Raw genomic sequence first — 26,094 nt, forward strand, 5'->3', positions numbered from 1 at the left:
ACACTCCCGCCATGAAAAACGAACAAGGCTTTACGCTTATCGAAACCCTTATCGCCGTTTCGCTGACAGTGATCCTCAGCGCCACAGGGCTCTATGGCTGGGACAGCTGGCAGCAGCGGCAGCGGCTTTGGCAAACCGCCTGCCAGGTGCGGGATTACCTGGTGTTTTTGCGCAATGACGCCAACCGTCACAACAGCGAGCACAGGATCGCGCTGCATAACGACGGTGAAAAGAACTGTCTGGCCAGTTCAGCGGTGACCGGTTGTGACAGCGGCGGACCGTTCGTGATGAAGCCGATGTGGCCCGAGGTCACGATAAGCGACATAACCCCTGCGCTGGGATTTTACGGTTTAAGGGATACCGCATGGGCCGGACATATCCGCGTGCAGAGCCGCGCTGGTGGGTGGTGGGTTATTGTCTCAAATGGCGGACGTATCAGGCTGTGTAATGCCGCAGGAGAAGGTGCATGCCAGTAAATCGAAAAGGGTTTTCCCTGCTGGAAGTGCTTATTGCGATGACGATAAGCAGCATTCTGTTACTCAGCACGTCACGTTTTTTACCGGGGCTACAGCGGGGTGTTTTACTGCAATCCGGACAGCAGGAGCTGGAGGATGAGGTCTGGCAACGTCTGTTCGCGATCGGTAAACAGTTTCAGAGGGCAGGATATTGTGCAGGGCATTGCCAGGGGCAGGGGATGATCATCGGCAGGCAAGGACGATGTGCGATTGTGCTATGGGATGCGAACAGCAACGGCCAGTGGGATAGCACCGCGTCAGAAAACGACAGTACGGGATTCCGGCTTGAGTCCGGATCGCTTGAAACGCTGCGGGGCGCCACATCCTGTGACGGTAAGGGATGGGATAAGCTCACCGACCCGGATCGGGTCCTGATAGAGCAATTTATGGTCACTAAAACCGATCATGATGGCTTTGCGCCGGTCATCAGTATCGAGCTGCGTGCCCGCCGTAAAGGTGAACTGACCGCACCCTTTTCGGCTCGCCATACCGTAACGGGGTTTAATCTGTGAATCGTCAGCGGGGCATGTCATCGCTGGCGCTGGTCCTGCTGTTGCTGGTGCTCGGCACGCTGATCCTCACCGGATTAAATCAGCAGCTGCAAACCTTTAGCACGCTGGTAAGTGGCGAGAGTTTGTCTGTTCGCCAGCAGGCTGCCGTGCAATCTGCACTGGAGTGGGGGCGCGTTCAGGAATGGGTTTTACAGCCAGAAGTTCAGTGCAAACAGACACAACGTTTGCGGGTCTGTATAAGGCTGTTTGGGGCGCGTGTGTTGCTTATTGCCGGCAATGACAATCTATTGCTATGGCGAGGCGGGGACATCTCGGAGGGGCAGATACGCTTTTCCGCCCACGGCTGGAGTGATTTCTGCCCCCTTAAGGAAAGTACGCTATGTCAGTTACCCTGAGCAGACAAAAAGGATTTAGCATGGTTGAGGTTTTGCTGGCAATGATGTTGCTGGTTGTGGTTGTGATGGCGTTATCCGGCTATCATCGCGCGCTGGCAGCCCGGTATGCGGCGCTTAGCCAGTATCGTCAGCTATGGCATCATGCGTGGAATCAGTCGCAGATCTCAACATTAACGCTCCCGCCGGGCTGGCAGGTCAGTCGGGGGCAGACAACACAGTCCGGATGTGTCAGCATCACGGTCACACTTATTTCTCCTATGGGGCGGCAGGGCGCGTTGACGCGTCTGCATTGCCCGGTTAGCCGCTAGTCGGGAGCGTTTATGCTAAGGGTTTACCACTCAAATCGTCTGGATGTGCTGGAAGCACTGATGGAGTATATCGTTGAGCAAGAGCGTCTTGACGATCCGTTTGAGCCAGAAATGGTGCTGGTGCAGAGCACCGGTATGGCGCAGTGGCTGCAAATGTCCCTCTCGCAGAAATTTGGCATTGCGGCCAACATCGATTTTCCGCTGCCCGCGAGCTTTATCTGGGAGATGTTTGTTCGCGTCCTGCCGGATATTCCTGAGCAGAGCGCCTTCAACAAACAAAGTATGGCCTGGAAACTGATGACGCTGCTGCCGGACATGCTGGCACATGATGAGTTTGCCATGCTGCGCCACTACCTGAATGACGACACCGACAAGCGTAAACTTTTCCAGCTTGCCTCACGTACTGCCGACCTTTATGACCAGTATCTGGTTTACCGTGCAGAATGGCTGATTCGCTGGGAAGCGGGAGAATTAGTCGATGGGTTACCGGAAGCGCAAATCTGGCAGGCGCCGCTCTGGAAAGCGCTGGTCGAGCATACCGGGAAACTCGGTCAGCCTAAGTGGCACCGTGCTAACCTGTACGATCGCTTTATCTCAATACTTGAGAACAGCGCAGAACGGCCAGCCCGTTTGCCGTCACGCGTGTTCATTTGCGGTATCTCCGCGCTGCCGCCTGTCTACCTGAACGCGCTAAAAGCGCTCGGTAAGCACACTGATATCCATATCCTCTTTACCAACCCGTGCCGACACTATTGGGGGGATATTCAGGATCCGCGCTGGCTTTCACGGCTGGTCACCCGCCAGAGAAAGCGCCTCTTTGAAGAGCGCGCCGTGCCGCTGTTTAAAGACAGTGAAAATGCGGCGCAGCTTTTTGATGAAGAGGGGATTCAGAACCTGCCGAACCCGCTGCTTGCCTCGTGGGGCAAGCTCGGACGCGACTATATTTATCTGCTTTCAGATATCACCTCTTCGGGAGAAGGGGATGTGGATGCGTTTGCGGATATTACGCCGGACAGCCTGCTGCACAATATTCAGCTTGATATTCTGGATTTGGAAAACCGTGCCGTTGCCGGGATCACTGCCGAAGAGTTTGCGCGAAGCGACAAGAAGCGAAAACTGGATCCTGACGATCGCAGTATCGCGATCCACGTTTGCCACAGCCCACAGCGTGAAGTTGAAATTCTTCATGACCGCCTGCTGGCCATGTTACAGGACGATCCAACCCTGACACCGCGCGATATCGTGGTGATGGTGGCGGATATCGACAGCTACAGCCCGTTTATTCAGGCGGTATTTGGCAGCGCAACGGGCGACCGCTATCTGCCCTACGCAATCTCTGACCGTCGCGCTCGTCAGTCACACCCGGCGCTACAGGCCTTTATCAGCCTGCTTTCGCTGCCTGATAGCCGGTTTATCTCTGAGGATGTGCTGGCACTGCTGGATGTGCCTGTTCTGGCCGCACGTTTCAACATTAACGAAGAGGGGTTGCGCTATCTGCGCCAGTGGGTCAACGAATCTGGTGTCCGCTGGGGTATCGACGATGATAACGTCCAGGAGTTCGAACTGCCTGCGACCGGCCAGCATACCTGGCAGTTTGGCCTGACGCGCATGCTGCTGGGGTATGCGATGGAAAGCATCCACGGCGAATGGAATGACGTGCTGCCGTACGATGAGTCCAGTGGGTTGATCGCGGAACTGGTTGGTCACTTAGCCTCGCTGCTTATGCAGCTCAACCGCTGGCGCCGTGCGTTGATGCAGCCCCGCCCGCTCGAAGAGTGGCTGCCGATTTGCCGCGAAATGCTGAGTGATTTCTTCCTGCCGGACAGCGAAACTGAAGCGGCCATGGCGCTTATCGAGAAGCAGTGGCAGGCCATCGTTGATGAGGGGGTTAATTCGCACTATCACGAGGCGGTTCCTCTTTCGCTTCTGCGTGATGAGCTGACGCAACGTCTCGATCAGGAGCGCATCAGCCAGCGCTTCCTTGCGGGGCCGGTGAATATTTGTACCCTGATGCCAATGCGTTCAATCCCGTTCAAAGTGGTCTGTCTGCTTGGCATGAACGACGGTATTTATCCGCGTGCGCTTCCACCTCTGGGTTTTGATCTCATGAGCGCACAACCGAAGCGGGGCGACCGCAGCCGCCGCGATGATGACCGTTATCTCTTTCTTGAGGCGCTGATGTCTGCGCAAAGCAGGCTGTATATCAGCTATATCGGTCGTTCAATTCAGGACAACAGCGAGCGTTTCCCGTCTGTGCTGGTGCAGGAGCTGGTGGATTACATCGGACAGAGTCACTATCTGCCGGGCGATGAAGCCTGCAACTGCGACGAAAGCGAACGTCGGGTGATAGCGCATATCACCTGTCACCATAGCCGTATGCCGTTTGATCCTGTCAATTACGTTCCTGATGAACTGCAAAGCTACGCCCGCGAGTGGCTTCCCGCCGCGAAGAAAGCGGGGACGCCGCAAACCGATTTTATTCAGACGCTCGAGCCGCGCGTCATAGATACCCTGTCGTTTGAGCAGCTACAGCGTTTTTGGGCGCACCCGGTCCGGGCTTTTTTCCAGCAACGCTTGCAGGTGAATTTCCGCTCTGAAGAGAGCGAAATCCCCGATGCGGAACCATTTATTCTTGATGGGCTGGAGCGTTTTAAGCTTAATTCCCAGCTTCTGAATGCGCTGGTTGACGAAGAAGACGCCAGTAAACTGTTCCGACGTTACAGGGCGTCGGGATTACTTCCGTATGGTGCATTCGGCGAAATCGTCTGGGATGCCCAGTGCGAGGAGATGCGAGCGCTTGCTGACCGCGTTATCGCGTGTCGGCAGCCGGCGAGCAGCATTGAAATCGATCTCGATTGTAACGGTATGCACCTCAGCGGCTGGCTCACGCACGTGCAGTCTGACGGGCTGCTGCGCTGGCGGCCATCCATGCTCAGCGTTTCACATGGCCTGCAACTCTGGCTCGAACATCTTGTCTACAGTGCGAGTGGTCACGAAGGTGAAAGCCGGTTGTTTGTACGTAAGGACGGCGAATGGCGTTTCCCGCCGATGGAGCCTGAGCAGGCGTTGACGTATCTGTCGCTTTATATTGAAGGTTACCGTCAGGGCATGAACAAACCTCTGCTTTTGCTGCCTGAAAGTGGGGGGGCGTGGATAAAAGCCTGTTACGACGCGCAGAATGATGCCATGTTAACGGATGAGGCTTCGCTCCAGAAAGCGCGCAGCAAGTTTTTGCAGGCCTACGAAGGGAACATGATGGTACGTGGCGAAGGTGACGATGTCTGGTATCAACGTTTATGGCGCACGCTGGAGCCAGAATATTTCGACATTATCACCCTGGAGGCGCAACGCTACCTGTTACCGTTGTTCAAATTTAATCAGTCCTGAGTGCTGTATAAAAATTGCGCAGTATGAGGTGTTCATTTATGATGCACCTCTTATCACGGACTGATGTACCCAAAGAAAGAGATGCTGGCGTGTCCAGCACGCACGTTGTTAATGATGTAGCCGTGATAAAGAGGTCGTAATGCCAGGCAGCACCTTGTTCAAAGCGTTTGTTTTGTTTGTCGCCCTTTGGGCTCCCGTCACTCAGGCCGATTCCGGTTGGCAACCTGTCAAGGAAACAATCCGTAAGAGCGATAAGGACACCCGTGAGTATCAGGCGATTCGTCTTGATAACGGGATGACCGTGCTGCTGGTTTCCGATCCTCAGGCGGTGAAATCGCTCTCCGCGCTGGTTGTGCCGGTGGGTTCGCTGGAAGATCCTGATGCCCATCCTGGACTGGCGCACTACCTTGAGCACATGACGCTGATGGGCTCTAAAAAATACCCACAGCCTGACAGCCTGTCCGAATTTCTGAAAATGCATGGCGGCAGCCACAACGCCAGTACCGCGCCGTATCGCACCGCGTTTTACCTGGAAGTGGAAAATGATGCGCTTGATGGGGCGGTGGACCGTCTGGCGGATGCCATCGCCGCACCGCTGCTGGATAAAAAATACGCTGACCGTGAACGTAATGCCGTGAACGCCGAACTGACGATGGCGCGCACGCGAGACGGTATGCGCATGGCGCAGGTTAGCGCTGAAACCATCAATCCGGCGCACCCGGGTTCGCGCTTCTCAGGCGGCAACCTTGAAACACTGAGCGACAAGCCCGGTAGCCCGGTGCTCGATGCGCTGCATGCGTTTCGTGAAAAATACTATTCCGCCAATCTGATGAAAGCGGTTATCTACAGCAATAAACCGTTGCCGACGCTGGCAAACATGGCCGCGCAGACCTACGGCAGGGTGCCAAATAAAAATATCGATCTGCCGCAGATTAACGTGCCGGTTGTCACGGACGCGCAAAAAGGCATTGTTATTCACTATGTGCCGGCCTTGCCGCGCAAGGTGTTACGCGTTGAATTCCGTATTGATAACAACACGGCGCAGTTCCGCAGCAAAACCGACGAGCTGGTGACGTATCTTATCGGCAACCGCAGCCCGGGTACGCTCTCCGACTGGCTGCAAAAGCAGGGGCTGGTGGAAGGTATTCGCGCTGACTCCGATCCCGTTGTAAATGGGAATAGCGGCGTGCTGGCCATCTCCGCGACGCTGACCGATAAAGGGCTGGCTCACCGGGACGACGTCGTTGCGGCCATTTTCAGTTACCTCTCTCAGCTGCGCGACAAAGGGGTCGATAAACGCTACTTTGACGAGCTGGCGCACGTGCTGGATCTCGATTTCCGCTATCCCTCTATCACGCGTGATATGGACTACGTTGAGTGGCTGGCAGATACCATGATCCGCGTGCCGGTGGAACATACGCTGGATGCGGTAAATATTGCCGACCAGTATGACGCCGGAGCGCTCAAAGCGCGTCTGGCGATGATGACTCCGCAGAATGCCCGCGTCTGGTATATCAGCCCGAACGAACCGCATAACGAAATGGCCTACTTCGTTGATGCCCCGTATCAGGTTGAAAAAATCAGCGAACAGACCTTCGCGGGCTGGCAGAAAAAGGCGGGGGAAATTGCGCTGGCGTTACCGGAACTTAACCCCTACATCCCGGACGATTTCTCGCTGATCAAACCCGCAAAGGCGTATCCGCACCCGGAGCTGATTGTTGATGAGCCGACGCTGCGCGTGGTCTACACCCCAAGCCGCTATTTCGCCGACGAGCCAAAAGCGGATGTTAGCGTGGTGCTGCGTAACCCCAAAGCAATGGACAGCGCCAGAAACCAGGTGCTGTTTGCGCTTAACGATTATCTGGCCGGTATTGCTCTCGATCAGCTCAGCAACCAGGCTGCCGTTGGTGGTATCAGTTTCTCCACCAATGCCAATAACGGTCTGATGGTGAATGCCAACGGCTATACCCAGCGTTTGCCGCAGCTGTTCCAGGCGCTGCTGGACGGTTATTTCAGCTATACGCCTACGGAAGAACAGCTCGAGCAGGCTAAGTCCTGGTATGCCCAGATGATGGATTCTGCCGAGAAGGGTAAAGCCTACGATCAGGCGATTATGCCAGCACAGATGCTGTCGCAAATTCCGTACTTCCAGCGCGAAGATCGCCGCGCGTTATTGCCCTCAGTCACCTTAAAAGAGGTGCTGGCTTACCGTGATGCGCTGAAAACCAATACCCGTCCGGAGTTCCTGGTTGTAGGGAATATGAGCGAAGAACAGGCTAAAACGCTGGCGCAAAACGTCCGTGCGCAACTGGGTTCAAAAGGCGATGAGTGGTGCCGTAACCAGGATGTGCTGGTAGAGAAAAAGCAGAACGTGATCTTCGAAAAAGCGGGAAGCAGCACGGATTCCGCGCTGGCCGCGGTGTTTGTCCCTGTCGGTTATGACGAATTTACCAGCTCTGCCCAGAGTGCGGTTCTCGGTCAAATTATTCAGCCGTGGTTTTACAACCAGCTGCGCACCGAAGAGCAGCTGGGCTATGCGGTATTCGCTTTCTCTATGAATGTGGGCCGTCAGTGGGGGCTGGGCTTCCTTCTGCAAAGCAGCGACAAGCAACCCGCTTACCTGTGGCAGCGTTATCAGGCGTTCTTCCCGCAGGCGGAAGCAAAACTGCGCGCCATGAAGCCGGAAGAGTTTGCCCAGATCCAGCAGGCGGTTATCGCCCAGGTGATGCAGCCGCCGCAGACGCTGGGTGAAGAGGCCTCGCAGCTGAGCAAAGATTTTGATCGCGGTAATATGAAATTTGATTCGCGTGATAAAATAGTGGCCGAAATAAAACAGCTGACGCCACAAAAGGTTGCCGATTTCTTCCACCAGGCGGTAGTAAAACCGCAGGGTATGGCCATCCTGTCTCAGGTTTCTGGCAGCCAGAACGGGAAAATGGACTACGTAAAATCAAAAGAGTGGACCGTCTGGAAGAGCGTCAGCGCGCTGCAACAAACTATGCCCTGGAGTAAGAAAGAATGACCCATACCGCTGAGCCGCTTGATCCCCTAAGTTTACCTCTACAGGGTGAGAGACTGATTGAAGCCTCAGCGGGAACGGGAAAAACCTATACCATCGCCGCGCTCTATCTGCGTCTGCTGTTGGGGCTCGGCGGCAACGCCGCTTTTTCGCGCCCGTTAAGCGTGGAAGAGCTGCTGGTGGTAACCTTCACCGAAGCGGCCACTGCCGAGCTGCGTGGCCGTATTCGCAGCAACATTCATGAGCTGCGCATCGCCTGTTTGCGTCAGACAACGGATAACCCCCTCTACGCGAGCCTGCTGGACGAGATTGCGGATAAGCAACAGGCTGCGCAATGGCTGCTGCTGGCCGAGCGGCAAATGGATGAAGCGTCCGTCTTCACCATTCACGGTTTTTGTCAGCGCATGTTAAGCCTGAATGCGTTTGAATCCGGCATGCTCTTTGAGCAGCAGCTTATTGAAGATGAATCCGAGCTTCGCTATCAGGCCTGTGCGGATTTCTGGCGTCGTCACTGTTATCCATTGCAGCGCGACATTGCCGAAGCGGTTCACGCCCTGTGGAAAGGTCCGGAAGAGCTTCTTCGCGCCATCGACCGTTACCTGCAAGGCGAAGCGCCGGTCATTAAATCTCCGCCGCCTGCCGATGAAACGCTGGCCTCGCGCCATGAAAAGATCGTCGCCAAAATTGCGGCGCTTAAGCATAAGTGGAATGAGTCGGTTGGTGAAATTGATGCAATCATCGAAAACTCAGGCATCGACAGACGCAAGTTCAACCGTGGGAACCAGGGGAAGTGGATCGAAAAGATCAGCGTCTGGGCCCAGGAGGAGACGCGGGGCTACCAGCTTCCGGACGCGCTGGAAAAATTTTCGCAGCGCTTTTTGACCGAGCGAACCAAAGCCGACGGCATTGTGCCTGAGCATTCCCTGTTTGTGGCGATTGATGCGCTGCTTGCGGAGCCATTAACGCTCAATGACCTGATGATCACCCGCGCTATGACGGAGATCCGCCAGGCCGTCGCGCGCGAAAAACGTCGCCGGGGCGAGCTGGGGTTTGATGACATGCTGAGCCGCCTGGACGAGGCGCTGTCCAGCGAGAATAGTGAAGCGCTCGCCAGCGCGATCCGTACCCGTTTTCCTGTGGCGATGATTGACGAATTTCAGGACACCGACCCTCAGCAGTACCGCATTTTTCGCCGCATCTGGCGACAGCAGCCCGACACTGCCCTGTTGTTGATAGGCGACCCTAAACAGGCGATTTACGCCTTCCGTGGGGCAGATATCTTCACCTATATGAAAGCCCGTAGTGAGGTTGTCGCGCATTACACGTTAGAAACTAACTGGCGTTCCGCGCCGGGGATGGTTGAGAGCGTCAATGCGCTGTTCAGCCGTATGGAGACGGCGTTCATGTTCAATGAAATCCCTTTCCTGCCGGTGAAATCCGCCCCAAAAAACGCATCCCTGCGCTTCGAAGTCAGTAGCGCGGTACAACCCGCCATGACCTTCTGGCTGCTGGAAGGGGAAGGCTATGGGGTTGCCGACTATCAGGCGGCGATGGCCCAGCACTGCGCCGCGCAAATCCGTGACTGGCTGAGCGCAGGCGCGCGCGGCGAGGCGCTGCTGTGGAAGGGGGAACAGGCGAATCCTGTTAAAGCCTCTGATATTACCGTGCTGGTGCGCAGTCGTCAGGAAGCGGCGCTAATCCGCGATGCGCTAACGCTGCTGGATATTCCGTCAGTGTATCTCTCTAACCGCGACAGCGTGTTCGACACGCTGGAAGCCCAGGAAATGCTCTGGCTGCTTCAGGCGGTGCTGGCCCCGGAGCGCGAAAATACGCTTCGAAGCGCGCTGGCCTGCTCTATGCTGGGGTTGAACGCGCGCGATATAGATGAGCTCAACCATGACGAAAACGCATGGGATGCGGTGGTGGAAGAGTTTGTCCATTACCGTGAACGCTGGCAAAAACGCGGCGTCATGGCGATGCTGCGCGAATTGATGACGCGGCGCCAGATTGCCGAAAATATGCTGGCGTCATCGGGCGGTGAAAGGCGTCTTACCGATATTTTACACATCAGCGAACTGTTGCAGGAAGCCGGCACCCAGCTTGAAAGTGAACATGCCCTCGTGCGCTGGCTGGCGCAGCAAATCGCGGATCCAAACAGTAACGCCTCAAGCCAGCAGATGCGTCTTGAGAGCGATAAGCATCTGGTGCAAATCGTCACCATTCACAAATCGAAAGGTCTCGAGTATCCGCTGGTCTGGCTGCCCTTTATCGCCAACTACCGCGTTCAGGATCAGGCCTATTATCATGACCGCGAGACTTTCGATGCGGTGCTCGATCTCAGCAAGGCGGAAACCAGCGTTGAGCTGGCGGAAGCGGAGCGTCTGGCGGAGGATTTGCGCCTGCTTTACGTGGCGCTGACCCGTTCTGTCTGGCATTGCAGCCTGGGCGTCGCGCCGGTTTTCCGCCGTCGCGGGGAGAAAACAGGGGAGAGCGATTTCCATTTAAGCGCCTTAGGGCGGCTTGTTCAGCGTGGTGAGCCGAAAGATGCGGCGGGGTTGCGCCTCTGTATTGAGTCGCTTTGCGGAGACGATATCGCCCTGCATATCCCTTCTCTGCCAGACAACAGCCGCTGGGAAATGGCGCAAGAGCCCGCGACCGATCTTAACGCGCGCCAGATTACACGGGTGCTTGCCGACGACTGGCGCGTCACCAGCTATTCTGGCCTGCAACAGCACGGGCAAAGTATTGCGCAGGATCTCATGCCGAAGCTGGACGTGGATGCCGCAGGGGTGGGCGATGTTCCGGTTGAACCGACGTTAACTCCACATCAGTTCCCACGCGGCGCGTCGCCGGGCACCTTTTTGCACAGCCTCTTTGAAGAGCTTGATTTCACCCAGCCTGTCAGTGAGGAGTGGGTGCTGAAGATGTTGCAGAGCGGAGGCTATGACGCGCACTGGCAGCCCGTTCTCACTGACTGGATCAACGCCATTTTGCAGGCGCCGCTGACGACGCAGGGCTTCTCTCTTCGCCAGTTAACGGCCAAAAATAAGCAGGTTGAGATGGAGTTTTATCTGCCCGTCGCAGGCCCGCTTAAGGCCGACGCGCTCGATGCGCTCATCCGTCAGTACGATCCGCTGTCAGCCGGTTGCCCGCCGCTGAACTTCCGTCAGGTGCAGGGCATGCTGAAAGGGTTTATCGACCTGGTCTTCCGTCACGAAGGACGGTACTACCTGCTGGATTACAAATCGAACTGGCTGGGCGAGAACAGCGAAGCCTATACCCAGCAGGCGATGGCGGCCGCCATGCAAATGCATCGCTACGATCTGCAATATCAGCTCTATACCCTGGCGCTGCACCGCTATTTGCGCCACCGTATTGCTGATTATCGCTACGACGATCATTTTGGCGGTGTCATCTATCTGTTCCTGCGCGGGGTTGATGCTGCCGATCCGCGCTCCGGGATCTTCAGCACTCGTCCGGATGCGGAATTGATTAATAAAATGGATAACCTGTTTGCAGCAAACACGGAGGAGATGGCATGACGATGCAGGACTTATTGCTGGATGCGGTAGAGCAACGCGTGCTGCGTCAGCTGGACGTGCAGTTTGCCATGATGATTGCCGCTGACCAGCCCGCCGTGATGCTTGCCGCTGCCCTGTTGAGTAAAGATGCCGGAGAGGGGCATGTGTGTCTGCCGCTCTCGCGTCTGGTGGTTGACGAGAAAATGCCGCCTGTCCTCCAGTCCTGCTTTGCGCTGCTGGGAGATAAGGTGGACTGGCAGAAAATCTTGCGTGAATCGTCAGCCGTCGGGCCGGGAGACAACCAGGCACCGCTGATCCTTACGGGGGAGCGCTTATACCTGAACCGCCTGTGGCGAAACGAACTGACGGTAGCGCGTTTCTTTAGTGAGACCAATGCGCCGCTTCCCTGCGACGAAGCACAGCTTCGCCAGACGCTGGACAGGCTGTTTGACTCCGGTGAGGCCACAGACTGGCAGAAAGTGGCGGCAGCCGTCGCCCTTACGCGGCGGATCTCGGTGATATCCGGCGGCCCGGGAACCGGGAAAACAACGACCGTCGCAAAGCTGCTGGCAGCCCTGATACAGCGTTCAGGCGAGCAGCGATGCCGTATTCGTCTGGCGGCGCCCACCGGGAAGGCCGCGGCGCGTCTGACCGAATCACTGGGCGGTGCGATGCAACGGCTGCCGCTCACCCAGGAGCAGCTTGCGCTTTTCCCGGGTGAAGCAAGTACTCTGCACCGTCTGCTCGGCGCGCAGCCGGGTAGCCAGCGGCTGCGCTACCATGCGGGCAATCCGCTGCATCTGGACGTGCTGGTGGTGGATGAAGCCTCCATGATCGACCTGACCATGATGTCGCGCCTGATCGATGCGCTGCCACCCCATGCGCGCGTGGTTTTCCTGGGCGATCGCGATCAGCTCGCCTCTGTAGAAGCCGGGGCGGTGCTGGGGGATATCTGTACCTACGCCAGTTACGGTTATACCCCCGCGCGGGCGCAGGAGCTCGCCCGTCTGACCGGTTGCTCGCTTGAACCCGATCACACGCCGATCGCGGGCGCACTGCGTGACAGCCTGTGCCTGCTGCAAAAAAGCTACCGTTTCGGTAGCGACTCCGGCATCGGCCAGCTGGCTGCGGCGGTCAACCGTGGCGACAGGCACGCCACGCGCACGGTGTTTGACGGTTCCTTCACTGACATTGAAAAGAAATCGCTGCAAAGCGGGGAAGAGTATCAGGCTATGCTTGAGGAGGCTCTTCAGGGATACCAGCATTTTCTGAGCTGCGTGCAGCAGCGCAGTCAGCCCGGGCAGGTCATCGCCGCATTTGGCGAATACCAGCTTCTGTGCGCATTGCGGGAAGGGCCGTTTGGCGTCACGGGCCTGAACGACAGGCTGGAGCAACTGCTGGTGCAGAAACGCAAAATTAACCGTCAACAGCATTCGCGATGGTATGAAGGCCGGCCAGTGATGATCTCCCGCAACGACAGTGCGCTGGGGCTGTTCAACGGCGATATCGGCATTGCGCTCGATCGCGGTAACGGACTGCGCGTCTGGTTCCAGCTGCCGGACGGCAGCGTGAAGTCCGTCCAGCCCAGCCGCCTGCCAGAGCATGAAACGGCATGGGCGATGACGGTACACAAATCTCAGGGCTCCGAGTTCAACCATGCGGCGCTGATCCTGCCTACCCAGCTGTCGCCGGTTGTGACCCGCGAGCTGGTCTACACCGCCATTACCCGTGCGCGCCAGCTTCTGTCGCTGTATGCGGATGAGCGCGTGTTGAGTCAGGCGATTGCCACCCGTACCGAGCGCAGAAGCGGATTAAGCGCGATATTTGAATCTGTCTGAGTGAACGCCCTCTCCAGCAGGAGAGGGTGACTGTTATCCCAGGTCCGCCATTAACACCTTCGAGCGGCGCTGGTAGTTGTACATCTCTTTCTTACTTTCCGGCAGGGAATCAATATCCACCGGCGTGAAGCCGCGCTCCTGGAACCAGTGAATGCTGCGCGTGGTAAGCACGAACAGCTTGCTCAGACCCATCTGGCGCGCCTGTGCCGCCACGCGTTCAAGCAGCAGTTCCCCCCGTGAGGAGCTACGGTAATCAGGATGCACGGCGACGCACGCCATTTCGCCAATCTGCTCTTCCGGGAACGGATAAAGCGCCGCACAGGCAATGGTCAGGTTATCCCGCTGAATGATGGTGAACTTGTCGATCTCCATCTCCAGCTGCTCGCGGGATCGGCGAACCAGAATTCCCTGTTGTTCCAGCGGACGGATCAGCTCCAGAATGCCGCCGATATCGTTGATGGTGGCACGGCGGATCTGCTCGGCGCTCTCCATGACGATCTGCGTACCGATCCCGTCACGGGAGAACAGCTCCTGCAACAGCGCGCCGTCTTCCTGATAGCTGATCAGGTGGCTGCGGCGCACCCCGCTACGGCACGCTTTAACGGCGCCGCGCAGAAAACGCACGGTACCGGAATAGTAATCGCCTTCTGCTTCCAGCGCTTCGACGCGCGCCTGGGCTTCATTCGGAAAAAGTTCTGGCACAATCACGCCCTCATCGTTCACGACACCCTGTGAGGAGCAAAAGCCGATCATTTTTTCCGCTTTCAGCTTGATGGCCAGCTGGGTGGCAATCTCTTCTGAGGTCAGATTAAAACTTTCACCCGTTACGGAGACGGCAACAGGGCCCATCAGAACGATCGCGCCATTGTCTAACTGGCGGTGAATGGCTTCTTCATCAATACGGCGGATGCGGCCGCTGTGGCAGTAATCCACGCCATCGTCCACGCCGAGCGGCTGAGCGATGATAAAGTTGCCGCTCACCACGTTGATGTGCGCGCCCTGCAACGGCGTATTATTCAGGCTCATCGACAGGCGGGCGGTGATATCGAGCTGCAACAGACCCGCCGCCTGTTTGACCAGCTCGAGGGTTTTCGCATCCGTCACGCGCGTGTGTTTGTGGTAGATCGGCTCATGGTGATGGGCGGCCAGGTTGGCTTCAATTTGCGGACGTGCGCCATACACCACCACCAGACGGATGCCGAGGCTGTGCAGCAGGCCGATATCATTGACGATGCTGGAAAAGTTTTCATGCTCAATGGCTTCGCCGCCAAGCATGATGACAAACGTTTTTCCCCGATGGGTGTTGATATAGGGAACAGAATGGCGGAATCCCTGGACCAGTTCGGTTCTGCGTTCCTTAACCATGACACAACCCTTAGTGAATGTTTATTCGTAATTTCTGTATTTTTATTCGATTGTGGCCGCGTGTGCAAGCCTAAATTTTCTGCGACCCACAGAAAATAATAAGTAATCCGTGCGTTAACGTATGATTGTTTACCCTTTTATAGATGACAGTTTATGCGTCATTCGTTAAAGTTTTCGGTCAATTTGGGCGTTTTGTTCATCAATCAGATTTCTTGCTCGGGAGAAGCATGTCGGGATCCAATTCAGCAATAAGCCGCCGCCGCCTGTTAAAAGGGGCCGGGGCGATGTGGTTGCTTAGCGTCAGCCAGGTGGGTCTTGCCGCCACAAGCCAGGTAGTCGCGGTGCGCGTCTGGCCGTCGTCGACCTATACGCGCGTGACGGTCGAGTCCAATCGCGTGCTGAAATACAAGCAATTTGCCCTCAGCAATCCTGAACGTGTGGTGGTTGATCTCGAAGGTGTAAACCTCAACTCCGTGCTTAAAGGCATGGCAGCTCAGATCCGTGGCGACGATCCGTTTATCAAATCGGCGCGCGTCGGGCAGTTCGATCCGCAAACCGTGCGTATGGTGTTTGAGCTGAAGCAGAACGTGAAACCTCAGCTCTTTGCCCTTGCGCCTGTAGCCGCCTTTAAGGAGCGTCTGGTGATGGATCTCTATCCGGCGAATGCGACGGATATTCAGGATCCGCTCCTGGCATTACTTGAGGATTACAACAAAGGCGATCTCGACAGCCAGGTTCCGCCAGCGCAAAGTGGCCCACAGCCGGGTAAGGCGGGGCGCGATCGCCCGATTGTGATCATGCTCGATCCTGGCCACGGCGGAGAAGATTCCGGCGCCGTCGGGAAATATCGCACCCGCGAAAAAGATGTGGTGCTGCAAATTGCCCGTCGTCTGAAGGCCTTGATCGACAAAGAGGGCAATATGCGCGCCTACATGACGCGCAACGAAGATGTCTTTATCCCGCTGAAGGTCCGCGTGGCAAAAGCGCAAAAGCAGCGCGCGGATCTGTTTGTCTCTATTCACGCGGATGCCTTCACCAGCCGCCAGCCGAGTGGATCTTCAGTGTTTGCCCTGTCAACGAAAGGGGCGACCAGTACCGCCGCGAGATACCTGGCGGACACGCAGAACGCCTCGGATTTAATCGGTGGCGTGAGCAAAAGTGGCGACCGTTACGTCGACCATACGATGTTTGATATGGTGCAGTCGCTGACCATTACCGACAGCCTGAAGTTTGGTAAAGCGGTGCTGGGCAAGCTGGGCCGGGTCAACAAGCTGCACAAAAACAGCGTCGAGCAGGCCGGATTTGCGGTCCTGAAAGCGCCAGATATTCCATCCATTCTGGTCGAAACCGCGTTTATCAGTAACGTGGAAGAGGAACGTAAGCTCAAGACGGCTAAATTCCAGCAGGAAGTGGCGGAGTCGATTCTGGCGGGGATCCGGGCCTACTTCTCAGACGGGGAAACGCTGGCGCGGCGGGGGTAGGGCATTAAGCCGGGTATCATGCCCGGCATTTTCACAAACGCCAGATACAAAAAAACACCCTTCAGGGTGTTTATTGTTTTAAGAAGTGTTGGTTGCGGGGGCCGGATTTGAACCGACGACCTTCGGGTTATGAGCCCGACGAGCTACCAGGCTGCTCCACCCCGCGTCCGTCTTTCTACACTTGTAGAAACTTACTTCTTCAAATTTGATTGGTTGCGGGGGCCGGATTTGAACCGACGACCTTCGGGTTATGAGCCCGACGAGCTACCAGGCTGCTCCACCCCGCGTCCGTCTTTCTACAGTCGTAGAAGATACTTCATCAAATTTTAATTGGTTGCGGGGGCCGGATTTGAACCGACGACCTTCGGGTTATGAGCCCGACGAGCTACCAGGCTGCTCCACCCCGCGTCCGTGGAAGCGCACTATACTCGGATAGGTTTGTGATGCAACCCCTTTTTCACATAATTCATTATTTTGTATGCAAAATGAACGGCAAAAGCCACTTTGGACTATTTTTTGTGCAGAATTTGCCAAAGGGAAGGCGATTGCATTTCATTAACACGGTGGGTTTGTTATCTTCATCTCGCGGAATTGGGCAACTAAAAGACGAGATATAATGAAAGGACGTTGGGCGAAGTATCTGATGACAGGCGCAATGGTGGCGATTCTTGCGGCCTGCTCTTCCAAACCGACCGATCGCGGTCAACAGTATAAAGACGGGAAGTTATCCCAGCCTTTCTCTTTAGTTAACCAGCCAGACGCCGTGGGCGCTCCGATCAATGCCGGAGACTTCTCCGAGCAGGTCTACCAGATCCGCACTGCTTCTCCGCGTTTATACGGTTCGCAGAACAACGTCTATAGCGCCGTGCAGGACTGGCTGCGTGCAGGCGGTGATACCCGCAATATGCGCCAGTTTGGTATCGATGCCTGGCAGATGGAGGGGGCGGATAACTACGGTAACGTCCAGTTTACCGGTTACTACACCCCGGTTGTCCAGGCGCGACACACACGCCAGGGCGAGTTCCAGTATCCCATTTACCGTATGCCGCCGAAACGCGGTCGTCTGCCGTCCCGCGCCGAGATCTACGCTGGCGCGCTGAGCGAAAATTACGTGCTGGCCTACAGCAACTCCCTGATGGACAACTTCATTATGGACGTGCAGGGCAGCGGCTATATTGATTTTGGCGACGGCTCGCCGCTGAACTTCTTTAGCTACGCCGGGAAAAATGGCCATGCCTATCGCAGCATCGGTAAGGTGCTCATCGACCGTGGCGAAGTGAAACGAGAAGATATGTCGATGCAGGCGATCCGCGAGTGGGGCGAAAAACACAGCGAAGCGGAAGTGCGTGAGCTGCTTGAGCAGAACCCATCGTTTGTCTTCTTCAAACCGCAGAACTTTGCGCCGGTGAAAGGGGCGAGCGCCGTCCCGCTGATTGGCCGCGCTTCTGTGGCATCGGATCGTTCGATTATCCCGGCAGGTACTACGCTGCTGGCGGAAGTTCCACTCCTCGACAACAACGGCAAATTCAACGGCAAGTATGAATTACGCCTGATGGTGGCGCTGGACGTGGGTGGGGCGATCAAAGGCCAGCACTTCGACATTTATCAGGGCATCGGCCCGGATGCCGGCCATCGTGCAGGCTGGTATAACCACTACGGACGCGTGTGGGTGCTGAAGGCAGCGCCGGGTACCGGAAACGTATTCAGCGGCTGATTGTGGTATTCTGAGGGCAAGACGGATTACGGTTCAGGGTGAGGAATACCTCACCCTTTTTACATCTGAGGTTTTATGTCTGTGGTAATCAGCGATGCCTGGCGCCAGCGTTTCGGCGGCACGGCACGTTTATATGGTGAAAAAGCCCTGCAACTGTTCGCGGATGCGCATGTCTGCGTGGTGGGCATTGGTGGTGTGGGTTCGTGGGCGGCAGAAGCGCTGGCGAGAACCGGCATTGGCGCAATTACGTTGATTGATATGGATGACGTCTGCGTCACTAACACTAACCGTCAGATCCACGCCCTGCGTGATAACGTCGGTCTGGCGAAGTCCGAGGTGATGGCGGAGCGTATTCGTCTCATCAACCCGGAGTGTAGTGTGACGGTGATCGACGACTTTGTGACGGCAGATAACGTCGCGGAGTACATGAGCAAAGGCTACAGCTATGTGATTGATGCCATCGACAGCGTGCGGCCAAAAGCGGCGCTGATCGCTTACTGTCGTCGTTACAAGGTGCCGCTGGTGACAACGGGCGGCGCGGGTGGACAAATTGATCCGACGCAGATCCAGGTGGCGGATCTGGCGAAGACCATTCAGGATCCGCTGGCCGCTAAGCTACGCGAGCGCTTAAAAAGCGACTTCAACGTGGTGAAAAATAGCAAAGGCAAGCTGGGCGTGGACTGTGTGTTCTCGACAGAAGCGCTGGTTTATCCGCAGGCGGATGGTTCGGTCTGTGCAATGAAAAGCACGGCGGAAGGGCCAAAGCGGATGGATTGTGCCTCAGGGTTTGGAGCGGCCACCATGGTGACCGCCTCCTTCGGCTTTGTGGCGGTCTCTCACGCCCTGAAGAAGATGATGGCGAAGGCGGAACGTCAGGCCTGAGCCTGATGGGCGGCATCCAGTACCGCGTCGTTTAGCGCAATCAGTCCCTGACCGCGCGAGGCGCTAAGCTGCGCGCGAAGTCCCAGCTCATCAAACAGCGCCAGCGGAGAATGCGCCAGCAGCTCTGCGGCGCTTTTCCCTTCGATTGCGGTCAACAGCACCGCCAGCAGACCGCGAACAATGCGTCCCTCGCTGTCGCCGAAGAAATGCAGTTTCTCACCGGATACGCTAAACCCAAGCCAGACGCGGTTCTCGCAGCCTGCGATCTCCTTCGCCTGTGATTTCAGCTCGTCTGACAGCGTGGGCAACTGTTTACCCAGCAGGATCAGCTGACGATATTTATCTTCCCACTGCGTGAGCGGGACGAAGGTCTGTTTTAACGTCTCTTCAGTAATAACGGTGCCGAACGGGTGCCCGGCTAAAGCTGAACTTGTCATTAATCCACCAGTAATTCCAGGGCGCGGTCGACGGCGGAAACCAGCGCATCGACGTCGCTTTTTGTATTGTACGGTGCAAACGAGGCGCGCAGGGTACCGCTCACGCCAATGGCCGCCAGCAGCGGCTGGGCGCAGTGCTGTCCGGCACGCAGGGCAATGCCGTATCCGGCAAGCAACGTCACCATGTCGCTATGGTGCACGCCCGCGAAATCAAAGGCGAGCAGGCTGGAGTCCTGGACGCGGAACGAACGAAAACCCGGACGTTTTTTCAGTTCTTCTTCCGCCAGCGTCGCCAGACCCCGGCTCCAGCTTTCAGCCTGAACCACGTCCGTTTCTGCCAGCCATTCGAGCGCTGCGCTCAGACCGATAACCCCGGCCACGTTTGGGGTACCGGCTTCCAGGCGGTAGGGTACATCCTGCGTTTTAAAACCGTCGAAGGTGACTTCGGTAATCATCTTGCCGCCGCCGAGCCACGGCGTCATCCGGGCCAGCAGTTCAGCTTTGCCGTACAGCGCGCCGATACCGGTTGGCCCGTACAATTTGTGTCCTGAGAAGGCATAGAAGTCGATATCCAGCGCCTGAACGTCAGCCGGAAAATGCACCACACCCTGCGCACCGTCGACCATCACCACCACGCCGCTGGCATGGGCAATCTCAATGGCACGCGCCAGATCCGGGCAGCCGCCGGTGACGTTGGACATCTGCCCCAGCGCCAGAATACGGCTGCGCGGCGTAATCAGCTCAGGCAGACGCGCCACGTCAGGCAGGAAGTCCGCACCCAACGGGAGCTTTACAACCCGTGCCCCAGTTTGTTCGGCCACCATCAGCCAGGGTACCAGGTTGGCGTGGTGTTCCGCCTCGCTGACGATGATCTCATCCCCGGGCTGCAACAGCGGACGCGCGTAACATTGCGCCACCATGTTAATGGCCTCTGTGGTGCCCCGCGTCCAGACGATGTTCTTACCGCTGTCAGCATTGATCAGGCGCGCGACCTGATCCCGTGCGGCTTCGTATTGCGCCGTTAAGCGCTGCGCGTCGGCATACTGGCTGCGGTGCACGTTCCCGGCGCTCAGGCTGTAAAACTGGCGGGTTGCCTCAATCACCGCCTGCGGTTTAAGGGCCGTGGCGGCGCTATCAAGATAAATGCCGGCATCGGCCAGCGCAGGAAACTGTGCGCGAAACTGCGCAGGACTGAAAGCGTTCATGGAATTCCTCATATCGATTCTACGATCGTCGCGCAAATTCATCGGCAGGGCAAGGAAGTTGATATCTATCAGATTTGTCTGCTTATCCTGGCGAGTCTGAAAAAGCAGGTTATGCTAAATAGTGTTAGGCGGATGTTTTAGCCTGTTATAAATCGAGGTTTGAATAGCATTAATTGCTAAAGGAGATAATCATGAAAAAGACAGCTGCAATCATTTCTGCCTGTGCGTTGACCTTTGCCCTGAGCGCCTGTTCTGGTAATAACTACGTAATGCATACCAACGATGGTCGATCTATCGTCTCTGAAGGGAAACCGACAACCGATAATGATACCGGGATGATTTCATACAAAGATGCTAACGGGAACAAACAGCAGATCAACCGCAGTGACGTGAAAGAGATGAAGGAAATCGAGCATTAACAGTTAGATAAGCGAAAAAAAAGCACCGCAAGTTGGCGGTGCTACATTAATCACTATGGACAGACAGGGTAAATGTACAGGAAGTGAAAAATTGGTAGCGTTGCTACCGTGGTCTGAATCGCAGACCAATTGCAAACACAACAACACAACATCACAACCGTAAGCCAAAAGCCCTTCAGAACACGCATTCCAAAAAAAGCTTTTCGTTCCGGCTCAGGAAGTGCCGCCACTATAGGTATTTGCTGGTAGTTCCTCAACGGACAAATTATAATGGCTCAGATAAAAAAAACTAATAGGTTAAACGTTGTTTCCTATATGTTAAATCTCGTTAACATCTAAGCCAGATAACCATGTCCAAGCGATTGCCACCCCTAAATGCATTACGTGTTTTTGATGCAGCAGCACGCCACCTCAGCTTCACCCGCGCAGCCGATGAGCTTTTTGTGACACAGGCCGCAGTAAGTCATCAAATCAAGTCTCTGGAGGATTTTCTGGGGCTTAAGCTGTTCCGTCGACGCAACCGTTCGTTGCTGTTGACCGAAGAGGGGCAGAGCTATTTTCAGGATATTAAAGAGATTTTTTCCCAGCTGACGGAAGCCACTCGCAAGCTTCAGGCCCGGAGCGCAAAAGGCGCCCTGACTGTGAGTTTATTGCCCAGTTTTGCCATTCAGTGGCTGGTGCCGCGACTCTCAAGCTTTAACTCAACTTATCCGGGAATCGATGTCCGAATCCAGGCGGTGGACCGTCAGGAAGACAAGCTGGCAGATGATGTGGACGTGGCGATTTTTTACGGTCGCGGTAACTGGCCGGGCTTGCGTGTGGAAAAATTATACGCAGAATATCTGTTGCCGGTCTGTTCACCGCTGCTGCTGACGGGGGATAAAGCGCTCAAAACGCCCGCCGATCTGGCGCAACATACGCTTTTGCACGATGCGTCGCGTCGCGACTGGCAAACTTATACCCGCCAGTTAGGTCTTAATCATATAAACGTGCAGCAGGGGCCCATTTTTAGCCACAGCGCGATGGTGCTACAGGCTGCCATTCACGGGCAGGGCGTGGCGTTGGCAAACAACGTTATGGCGCAGTCCGAAATTGAGGCAGGCCGTCTGGTTTGCCCATTTAACGATGTACTGGTCAGCAAGAATGCATTTTATCTGGTTTGTCATGACAGTCAGGCAGAACTGGGTAAAATAGCCGCTTTCCGGCAGTGGATACTGGCGAAAGCGGCAAGCGAGCAAGAAAAATTCCGCTTCAGGTATGAACAATAACGTTTGTGTGCCGGGCACGCATCAATTCAGGACTTAAACATGACCAGCCGATTCATGCTGATTTTCGCCGCGGTGAGTGGCTTTATTTTTGTAGCTCTGGGCGCGTTTGGCGCGCATGTCTTAAGCAAATCTCTGGGCGTTGTGGAGATGGGTTGGATCCAGACCGGCCTTGAATATCAGGCGTTCCACACGCTGGCAATTTTTGGGCTGGCGGTGGCGATGCAGCGCCGCATCAGCATCTGGTTTTACTGGAGCAGCGTCTTTCTGGCGCTGGGTACCGTACTGTTCAGCGGCAGTCTTTACTGTCTGGCGCTGTCGCATTTACGCCTGTGGGCGTTTGTTACACCTGTCGGCGGCGTCAGCTTCCTGGCGGGTTGGGTGTTAATGTTTATCGGAGCTATCCGTCTGAAACGCAAGGGCGTTGTTCATGAATAAGGTTGTTTTATATTGTCGCCCGGGGTTTGAGAAAGAGTGCGCCGCGGAAATCACCGATAAAGCGGCGAAGCGTGAAGTCTTCGGATTCGCTCGCGTCAAAGAGAACGCGGGCTATGTGGTATTTGAATGCTATCAGCCTGATGATGCCGACAAGCTGGCGCGCGAACTGCCGTTCAGCTCATTGATTTTCGCCCGTCAGATGTTTGTCGCGGGCGAACTGCTGAAAGATCTTCCGCCGGAAGATCGCATCACGCCGATTGTTGGCCTGTTGCAGGGTGTGGTGGAGAAGGGCGGCGATTTGCGCGTGGAAGTGGCCGACACCAACGAAAGCAAAGAGCTGATGAAGTTCTGCCGTAAGTTCACCGTGCCGCTGCGCGCGGCGCTGCGTGATGCGGGTGTGCTGACAAACTACGAAACGCCAAAGCGCCCGGTCGTGCATATCTTCTTTATTGCGCCAGGATGTTGCTACGCCGGCTACTCGTATACCACCAATAATTCGCCGTTCTTTATGGGGATCCCGCGTCTGCGCTTCCCGGCAGATGCGCCGAGCCGTTCAACCCTGAAGCTGGAAGAGGCGTTTCACGTCTTTATCCCGGCGGACGAGTGGGACGAACGTCTGGCAAACGGCATGTATGCCGTCGACCTTGGCGCGTGCCCGGGCGGCTGGACCTATCAGCTGGTGAAACGCAATATGTGGGTTTCGTCTGTGGATAACGGCCCGATGGCGCAAAGCCTGATGGATACCGGGCAGGTCACCTGGCTGCGTGAGGACGGCTTCCGCTATCGCCCGAACCGCAACAACATCTCCTGGATGGTGTGCGACATGGTAGAAAAACCGGCGAAAGTCGCGGCGCTGATGGCCTCCTGGCTGGTGAACGGCTGGTGTCGTGAGACGATTTTCAACCTCAAGCTGCCGATGAAAAAGCGCTACGAAGAGGTGTCGCAGAACCTGGCCTATATTCAGCAGCAGCTGGACGAACACGGGATTAACGCAGAAATCCAGGCGCGTCAGCTTTATCACGACCGCGAAGAAGTGACGGTCCATATTCGTCGCTGGTGGGCGGCAGTGGGTGGGCGTCGCGACGAGCGATAACGTTTGTAACGCCCGGTGGCGCTGCGCTTACCGGGCCTACAAAATCGTGTAGTTGTTTTAACGTTCTAACCTTAACTGCTGTAAATTCCCGTCCAGCTGTAAATCCGTCTGTAGCGTCGCCACCTCCCGGCAGATAAACGCCATCTCTTTATGCGCCTCCAGCTTTTTGCGCCATTTTTCCGGCACTTCATCAAGCCTGGCGTAAATTCCTTCCAGACTCTGAAACTCCGTCAGCAGCTGTGCGGCGCTTTTGGGTCCAATACCGGCGACACCCGGCACTTTAGAGCTGCTGATCCCCGCCAGCCCCCAGTAATCCGGCAGTTGCTCAGGCGATACCCCAAACTCGCTGGCAATGAATGGCGCGTCCAGCCAGCGTTTTTGAAAGTAGTCCCGGATGCGGATCGTTGGTGAGAGCAGCTGGCAGTAGCCTTTGTCGGTTGAAACGATAGTTGCCTGATGCCCGGCGCTCGCGACTTTAACCGCCAGCGTTGCGGCTAAATCGTCAGCCTCATTACCGTGGGCGCCCCAGCACGGAACGCCGCGCTGCTCAAAGGCCGCGCGGATAGCGGGCATTTCTGCGTGCAGATCGTCCGGCATTGGCGCACGTCCGGCTTTGTAGTCCGGCAGGCGCTGGTGCCGCCAGCCGGTATTGCGTGCTTCATCGTCGAATACGGCAACAGCGTGGGTGGGTTCGCTATGGCGAATGAGCTGCTCCAGCGCGTGTAAACAGGTGTCCTTGCAGGGGGTGCCCTGTACTGCATGAATACGGCGAATCAGGTTAAGTGCATCGACGATAAGCAAATGAACGGCCACAGATAATCTCCCTTCTGTCTGATAGGTGAAGGGTAACACTGAGCGCAGCATGAAACTATGAATGGTGGGGAAAACAGGAAGAAGCCTCGCAAAACGAGGCTTCCTGAGAGGCTTAATCGCAGGTGACGATCTTCATCGCCAGGCCACCGCGGGAGGTTTCGCGGTATTTGGCGTTCATATCTTTACCGGTTTCGTACATGGTTTCGATAACCTTGTCGAGGCAGACGCGCGGTTCGCTGGTACGACGCAGCGCCATACGGGCCGCGTTCACCGCTTTCACAGAGGCGATGGCGTTACGCTCGATGCATGGCACCTGGACCTGTCCGCCGACCGGATCGCAGGTCAGCCCCAGGTTATGTTCCATGCCGATTTCCGCCGCAATACAAACCTGCGCAGGACTTGCGCCCAGTAGTTCGGCCAGACCCGCCGCCGCCATAGAGCAGGCGACGCCCACTTCACCCTGACAGCCCACTTCCGCGCCGGAAATCGAGGCGTTCATCTTGTACAGTGAGCCAATCGCACTGGCGACCAGCATATACCGCGCGAGTGAGTTTGCATTCACTTCACGGATAAACTTGTCGTAATACGCCAGAACCGCCGGAACAATTCCGCACGCCCCGTTGGTTGGCGCGGTGACGACGCGGCCACCCGCGGCGTTCTCTTCGTTCACCGCCAGCGCGAACATGTTGATCCAGTCGACGACGGCCATCGGGTCGGTGGTGGTTTTGTCGGTGCTGACCAGCATGCGGCGCAGCGCAGCCGCACGACGCGGAACACGCAGTTTACCCGGCAGCACGCCTTCGGTGGTGATCCCGCGCTCAATGCCGCTGCGCATCACTTCCCAGACGTTAGCGAAGTGCTGTTCCAGCTCCTCTTTGCTGTGCAGGGCCAGCTCGTTTTTCATCATCAGGCCGGAGAGAGAAAGCCCTGTCTCCTGGCAGTGACGCTGCAAGTCGGCCGCGTTTTTGTAAGGGTACGGCACATCAACGGCAGAATTGGTGCTTTGACCAAAATGGTCCTCGTCGACGATAAACCCGCCGCCGATGGAGTAATACGTCTGGCTGTAAACCGCTTTGTCGCCGGCCAGCGCGGTAATGCGCATGCCGTTTTCGTGAAGCGACAGGTTATCCGCATGGAAATTCATGCAGTGATCAACCGGGAATTCAACCTCATGCTCGCCGTTCGCCAGCAGCAAACGACCGTGGGTGTTCACGTCCTGGATAAAGCCAGGTATTGCATCAATATCAACGGTATCCGGCAGATTACCCGCCAGCCCCATGATAATGGCAATATCGGTATGGTGGCCTTTACCGGTCAGGGAAAGGGAACCATATACATCGACAACCACGCGGGTGATGTCGTGCAAAATGCCGCGTGCAATCAAGTCATCCGTGAATTGTTTACCGGCTTTCATTGGTCCGACGGTGTGAGAGCTGGAAGGACCAATACCGATTTTGAAGATATCGAATACGCTAATCATGATGCGT

Annotated in this window: 20 protein-coding genes and 3 tRNA genes; 15 read left to right on the plus strand and 8 right to left on the minus strand. The window is 56.2% G+C overall.

Annotated elements, in window-relative coordinates; genetic code table 11:
- Window positions 1-11: 11 nt before the first annotated feature.
- The 8 genes from O1722_RS04725 (at window position 12) to recD (ending at window position 13,495) form a co-directional block, all read left to right on the plus strand.
- The gene (locus O1722_RS04725) at window positions 12-476 is read left to right on the plus strand and encodes a prepilin peptidase-dependent protein (RefSeq protein ID WP_033487601.1); all 465 of its coding nucleotides are present in this window, start codon (window positions 12-14) and stop codon (window positions 474-476) included.
- Window positions 467-1,027 carry a prepilin peptidase-dependent protein gene (locus O1722_RS04730; protein ID WP_032619109.1) on the plus strand — a complete coding sequence of 187 codons (561 nt, stop codon included), beginning with the start codon at window positions 467-469 and terminating at the stop codon, window positions 1,025-1,027. Before O1722_RS04725 ends, O1722_RS04730 begins: the two co-directional genes overlap by 10 nt.
- Window positions 1,024-1,422, plus strand: coding sequence for a DUF2509 family protein (locus O1722_RS04735; RefSeq protein ID WP_033487600.1), 399 nt, complete (start codon window positions 1,024-1,026; stop codon window positions 1,420-1,422). Before O1722_RS04730 ends, O1722_RS04735 begins: the two co-directional genes overlap by 4 nt.
- On the plus strand, window positions 1,407-1,730 hold the full coding sequence (locus O1722_RS04740; protein WP_023295356.1) for a prepilin-type N-terminal cleavage/methylation domain-containing protein: 324 nt from the start codon (window positions 1,407-1,409) through the stop codon (window positions 1,728-1,730). The genes O1722_RS04735 and O1722_RS04740 overlap by 16 nt, the downstream gene beginning before the upstream one ends.
- A 12-nt stretch (window positions 1,731-1,742) precedes the next feature.
- Window positions 1,743-5,117 (plus strand): exodeoxyribonuclease V subunit gamma, encoded by a 3,375-nt coding sequence (gene recC / locus O1722_RS04745; RefSeq protein WP_033487599.1) that lies wholly within the window; start codon window positions 1,743-1,745, stop codon window positions 5,115-5,117.
- A gap of 139 nt (window positions 5,118-5,256) precedes the next feature.
- On the plus strand, window positions 5,257-8,139 hold the full coding sequence (gene ptrA, locus O1722_RS04750) for a pitrilysin (protein ID WP_033487597.1): 2,883 nt from the start codon (window positions 5,257-5,259) through the stop codon (window positions 8,137-8,139).
- Window positions 8,136-11,678 carry an exodeoxyribonuclease V subunit beta gene (gene recB, locus O1722_RS04755; protein WP_033487596.1) on the plus strand — a complete coding sequence of 1,181 codons (3,543 nt, stop codon included), beginning with the start codon at window positions 8,136-8,138 and terminating at the stop codon, window positions 11,676-11,678. Before ptrA ends, recB begins: the two co-directional genes overlap by 4 nt.
- Window positions 11,675-13,495 carry an exodeoxyribonuclease V subunit alpha gene (recD, locus tag O1722_RS04760; protein WP_033487595.1) on the plus strand — a complete coding sequence of 607 codons (1,821 nt, stop codon included), beginning with the start codon at window positions 11,675-11,677 and terminating at the stop codon, window positions 13,493-13,495. The genes recB and recD overlap by 4 nt, the downstream gene beginning before the upstream one ends.
- A gap of 33 nt (window positions 13,496-13,528) precedes the next feature.
- On the opposite strand, the gene argA is transcribed toward recD, so the two are convergent.
- Window positions 13,529-14,860 carry an amino-acid N-acetyltransferase gene (gene argA / locus O1722_RS04765; RefSeq protein ID WP_015571744.1) on the minus strand — a complete coding sequence of 444 codons (1,332 nt, stop codon included), beginning with the start codon at window positions 14,858-14,860 and terminating at the stop codon, window positions 13,529-13,531.
- A gap of 227 nt (window positions 14,861-15,087) precedes the next feature.
- Here argA and amiC point away from each other — a divergent pair, with 227 nt between their 5' ends.
- The gene (gene amiC / locus O1722_RS04770; protein WP_017382840.1) at window positions 15,088-16,341 is read left to right on the plus strand and encodes an N-acetylmuramoyl-L-alanine amidase AmiC; all 1,254 of its coding nucleotides are present in this window, start codon (window positions 15,088-15,090) and stop codon (window positions 16,339-16,341) included.
- Window positions 16,342-16,430: 89 nt separating this feature from the next.
- Here the strand turns inward: amiC and O1722_RS04775 are convergent.
- From O1722_RS04775 to O1722_RS04785, 3 genes are all read right to left on the minus strand, one after another.
- A tRNA-Met gene (locus tag O1722_RS04775) sits at window positions 16,431-16,507 on the minus strand.
- 44 nt (window positions 16,508-16,551) lie between these two features.
- Window positions 16,552-16,628, minus strand: a tRNA-Met gene (locus tag O1722_RS04780).
- A gap of 44 nt (window positions 16,629-16,672) precedes the next feature.
- A tRNA-Met gene (locus tag O1722_RS04785) sits at window positions 16,673-16,749 on the minus strand.
- Between the two features lie 208 nt (window positions 16,750-16,957).
- On the opposite strand from O1722_RS04785, the gene mltA reads away from it, so the two are divergent.
- On the plus strand, window positions 16,958-18,055 hold the full coding sequence (gene mltA, locus O1722_RS04790) for a murein transglycosylase A (protein WP_015571742.1): 1,098 nt from the start codon (window positions 16,958-16,960) through the stop codon (window positions 18,053-18,055).
- A gap of 75 nt (window positions 18,056-18,130) precedes the next feature.
- On the plus strand, window positions 18,131-18,937 hold the full coding sequence (tcdA, locus tag O1722_RS04795; RefSeq protein WP_015571741.1) for a tRNA cyclic N6-threonylcarbamoyladenosine(37) synthase TcdA: 807 nt from the start codon (window positions 18,131-18,133) through the stop codon (window positions 18,935-18,937).
- Here the strand turns inward: tcdA and csdE are convergent.
- Together csdE and csdA are read right to left on the minus strand one after the other, a co-directional pair.
- Entirely contained in the window at window positions 18,928-19,374 is a 447-nt protein-coding gene (gene csdE, locus O1722_RS04800) for a cysteine desulfurase sulfur acceptor subunit CsdE (RefSeq protein ID WP_015571740.1), read from the minus strand. The genes tcdA and csdE overlap by 10 nt on opposite strands.
- Entirely contained in the window at window positions 19,374-20,579 is a 1,206-nt protein-coding gene (gene csdA, locus O1722_RS04805) for a cysteine desulfurase CsdA (protein ID WP_023295350.1), read from the minus strand. Before csdA ends, csdE begins: the two co-directional genes overlap by 1 nt.
- Window positions 20,580-20,770: 191 nt before the next feature.
- Between csdA and O1722_RS04810 the strand changes: the two genes are divergently transcribed.
- The 4 genes from O1722_RS04810 (at window position 20,771) to rlmM (ending at window position 23,794) form a co-directional block, all read left to right on the plus strand.
- On the plus strand, window positions 20,771-20,998 hold the full coding sequence (locus O1722_RS04810; RefSeq protein ID WP_015571738.1) for a YgdI/YgdR family lipoprotein: 228 nt from the start codon (window positions 20,771-20,773) through the stop codon (window positions 20,996-20,998).
- A 350-nt stretch (window positions 20,999-21,348) separates the two neighbouring features.
- A complete protein-coding gene (gene gcvA, locus O1722_RS04815) occupies window positions 21,349-22,266 on the plus strand; it encodes a glycine cleavage system transcriptional regulator GcvA (protein ID WP_003862758.1) in 918 nt (305 codons plus the stop codon).
- A 39-nt stretch (window positions 22,267-22,305) separates the two neighbouring features.
- Complete coding sequence (locus O1722_RS04820; RefSeq protein ID WP_003862756.1) at window positions 22,306-22,701, plus strand: DUF423 domain-containing protein; 396 nt, start codon at window positions 22,306-22,308, stop codon at window positions 22,699-22,701.
- Window positions 22,694-23,794 (plus strand): 23S rRNA (cytidine(2498)-2'-O)-methyltransferase RlmM, encoded by a 1,101-nt coding sequence (rlmM, locus tag O1722_RS04825; RefSeq protein WP_003862754.1) that lies wholly within the window; start codon window positions 22,694-22,696, stop codon window positions 23,792-23,794. Before O1722_RS04820 ends, rlmM begins: the two co-directional genes overlap by 8 nt.
- Window positions 23,795-23,851: 57 nt before the next feature.
- On the opposite strand, the gene xni is transcribed toward rlmM, so the two are convergent.
- Entirely contained in the window at window positions 23,852-24,607 is a 756-nt protein-coding gene (gene xni, locus O1722_RS04830) for a flap endonuclease Xni (RefSeq protein WP_023295348.1), read from the minus strand.
- A gap of 112 nt (window positions 24,608-24,719) precedes the next feature.
- A complete protein-coding gene (locus O1722_RS04835) occupies window positions 24,720-26,087 on the minus strand; it encodes an L-serine ammonia-lyase (protein WP_015571736.1) in 1,368 nt (455 codons plus the stop codon).
- Between the last annotated feature and the right edge of the window lie 7 nt (window positions 26,088-26,094).

Source organism: Enterobacter cloacae complex sp. HYC003_NIDB, assembly GCF_056673375.1.

What these genes read in the sequence shown, in the direction of transcription:
- O1722_RS04725 (WP_033487601.1), top strand. Translation starts at nt 12, where the DNA reads ATGAAAAACGAACAAGGCTTTACGCTTATCGAAACCCTTATCGCCGTT.
- O1722_RS04730 (WP_032619109.1), top strand. Translation starts at nt 467, where the DNA reads ATGCCAGTAAATCGAAAAGGGTTTTCCCTGCTGGAAGTGCTTATTGCG.
- O1722_RS04740 (WP_023295356.1), top strand. Translation starts at nt 1,407, where the DNA reads ATGTCAGTTACCCTGAGCAGACAAAAAGGATTTAGCATGGTTGAGGTT.
- recC (WP_033487599.1), top strand. Translation starts at nt 1,743, where the DNA reads ATGCTAAGGGTTTACCACTCAAATCGTCTGGATGTGCTGGAAGCACTG.
- ptrA (WP_033487597.1), top strand. Translation starts at nt 5,257, where the DNA reads ATGCCAGGCAGCACCTTGTTCAAAGCGTTTGTTTTGTTTGTCGCCCTT.
- recB (WP_033487596.1), top strand. Translation starts at nt 8,136, where the DNA reads ATGACCCATACCGCTGAGCCGCTTGATCCCCTAAGTTTACCTCTACAG.
- recD (WP_033487595.1), top strand. Translation starts at nt 11,675, where the DNA reads ATGACGATGCAGGACTTATTGCTGGATGCGGTAGAGCAACGCGTGCTG.
- argA (WP_015571744.1), bottom strand. Translation starts at nt 14,860, where the DNA reads ATGGTTAAGGAACGCAGAACCGAACTGGTCCAGGGATTCCGCCATTCT.
- amiC (WP_017382840.1), top strand. Translation starts at nt 15,088, where the DNA reads ATGTCGGGATCCAATTCAGCAATAAGCCGCCGCCGCCTGTTAAAAGGG.
- mltA (WP_015571742.1), top strand. Translation starts at nt 16,958, where the DNA reads ATGAAAGGACGTTGGGCGAAGTATCTGATGACAGGCGCAATGGTGGCG.
- tcdA (WP_015571741.1), top strand. Translation starts at nt 18,131, where the DNA reads ATGTCTGTGGTAATCAGCGATGCCTGGCGCCAGCGTTTCGGCGGCACG.
- csdE (WP_015571740.1), bottom strand. Translation starts at nt 19,374, where the DNA reads ATGACAAGTTCAGCTTTAGCCGGGCACCCGTTCGGCACCGTTATTACT.
- csdA (WP_023295350.1), bottom strand. Translation starts at nt 20,579, where the DNA reads ATGAACGCTTTCAGTCCTGCGCAGTTTCGCGCACAGTTTCCTGCGCTG.
- O1722_RS04810 (WP_015571738.1), top strand. Translation starts at nt 20,771, where the DNA reads ATGAAAAAGACAGCTGCAATCATTTCTGCCTGTGCGTTGACCTTTGCC.
- gcvA (WP_003862758.1), top strand. Translation starts at nt 21,349, where the DNA reads ATGTCCAAGCGATTGCCACCCCTAAATGCATTACGTGTTTTTGATGCA.
- O1722_RS04820 (WP_003862756.1), top strand. Translation starts at nt 22,306, where the DNA reads ATGACCAGCCGATTCATGCTGATTTTCGCCGCGGTGAGTGGCTTTATT.
- rlmM (WP_003862754.1), top strand. Translation starts at nt 22,694, where the DNA reads ATGAATAAGGTTGTTTTATATTGTCGCCCGGGGTTTGAGAAAGAGTGC.
- O1722_RS04835 (WP_015571736.1), bottom strand. Translation starts at nt 26,087, where the DNA reads ATGATTAGCGTATTCGATATCTTCAAAATCGGTATTGGTCCTTCCAGC.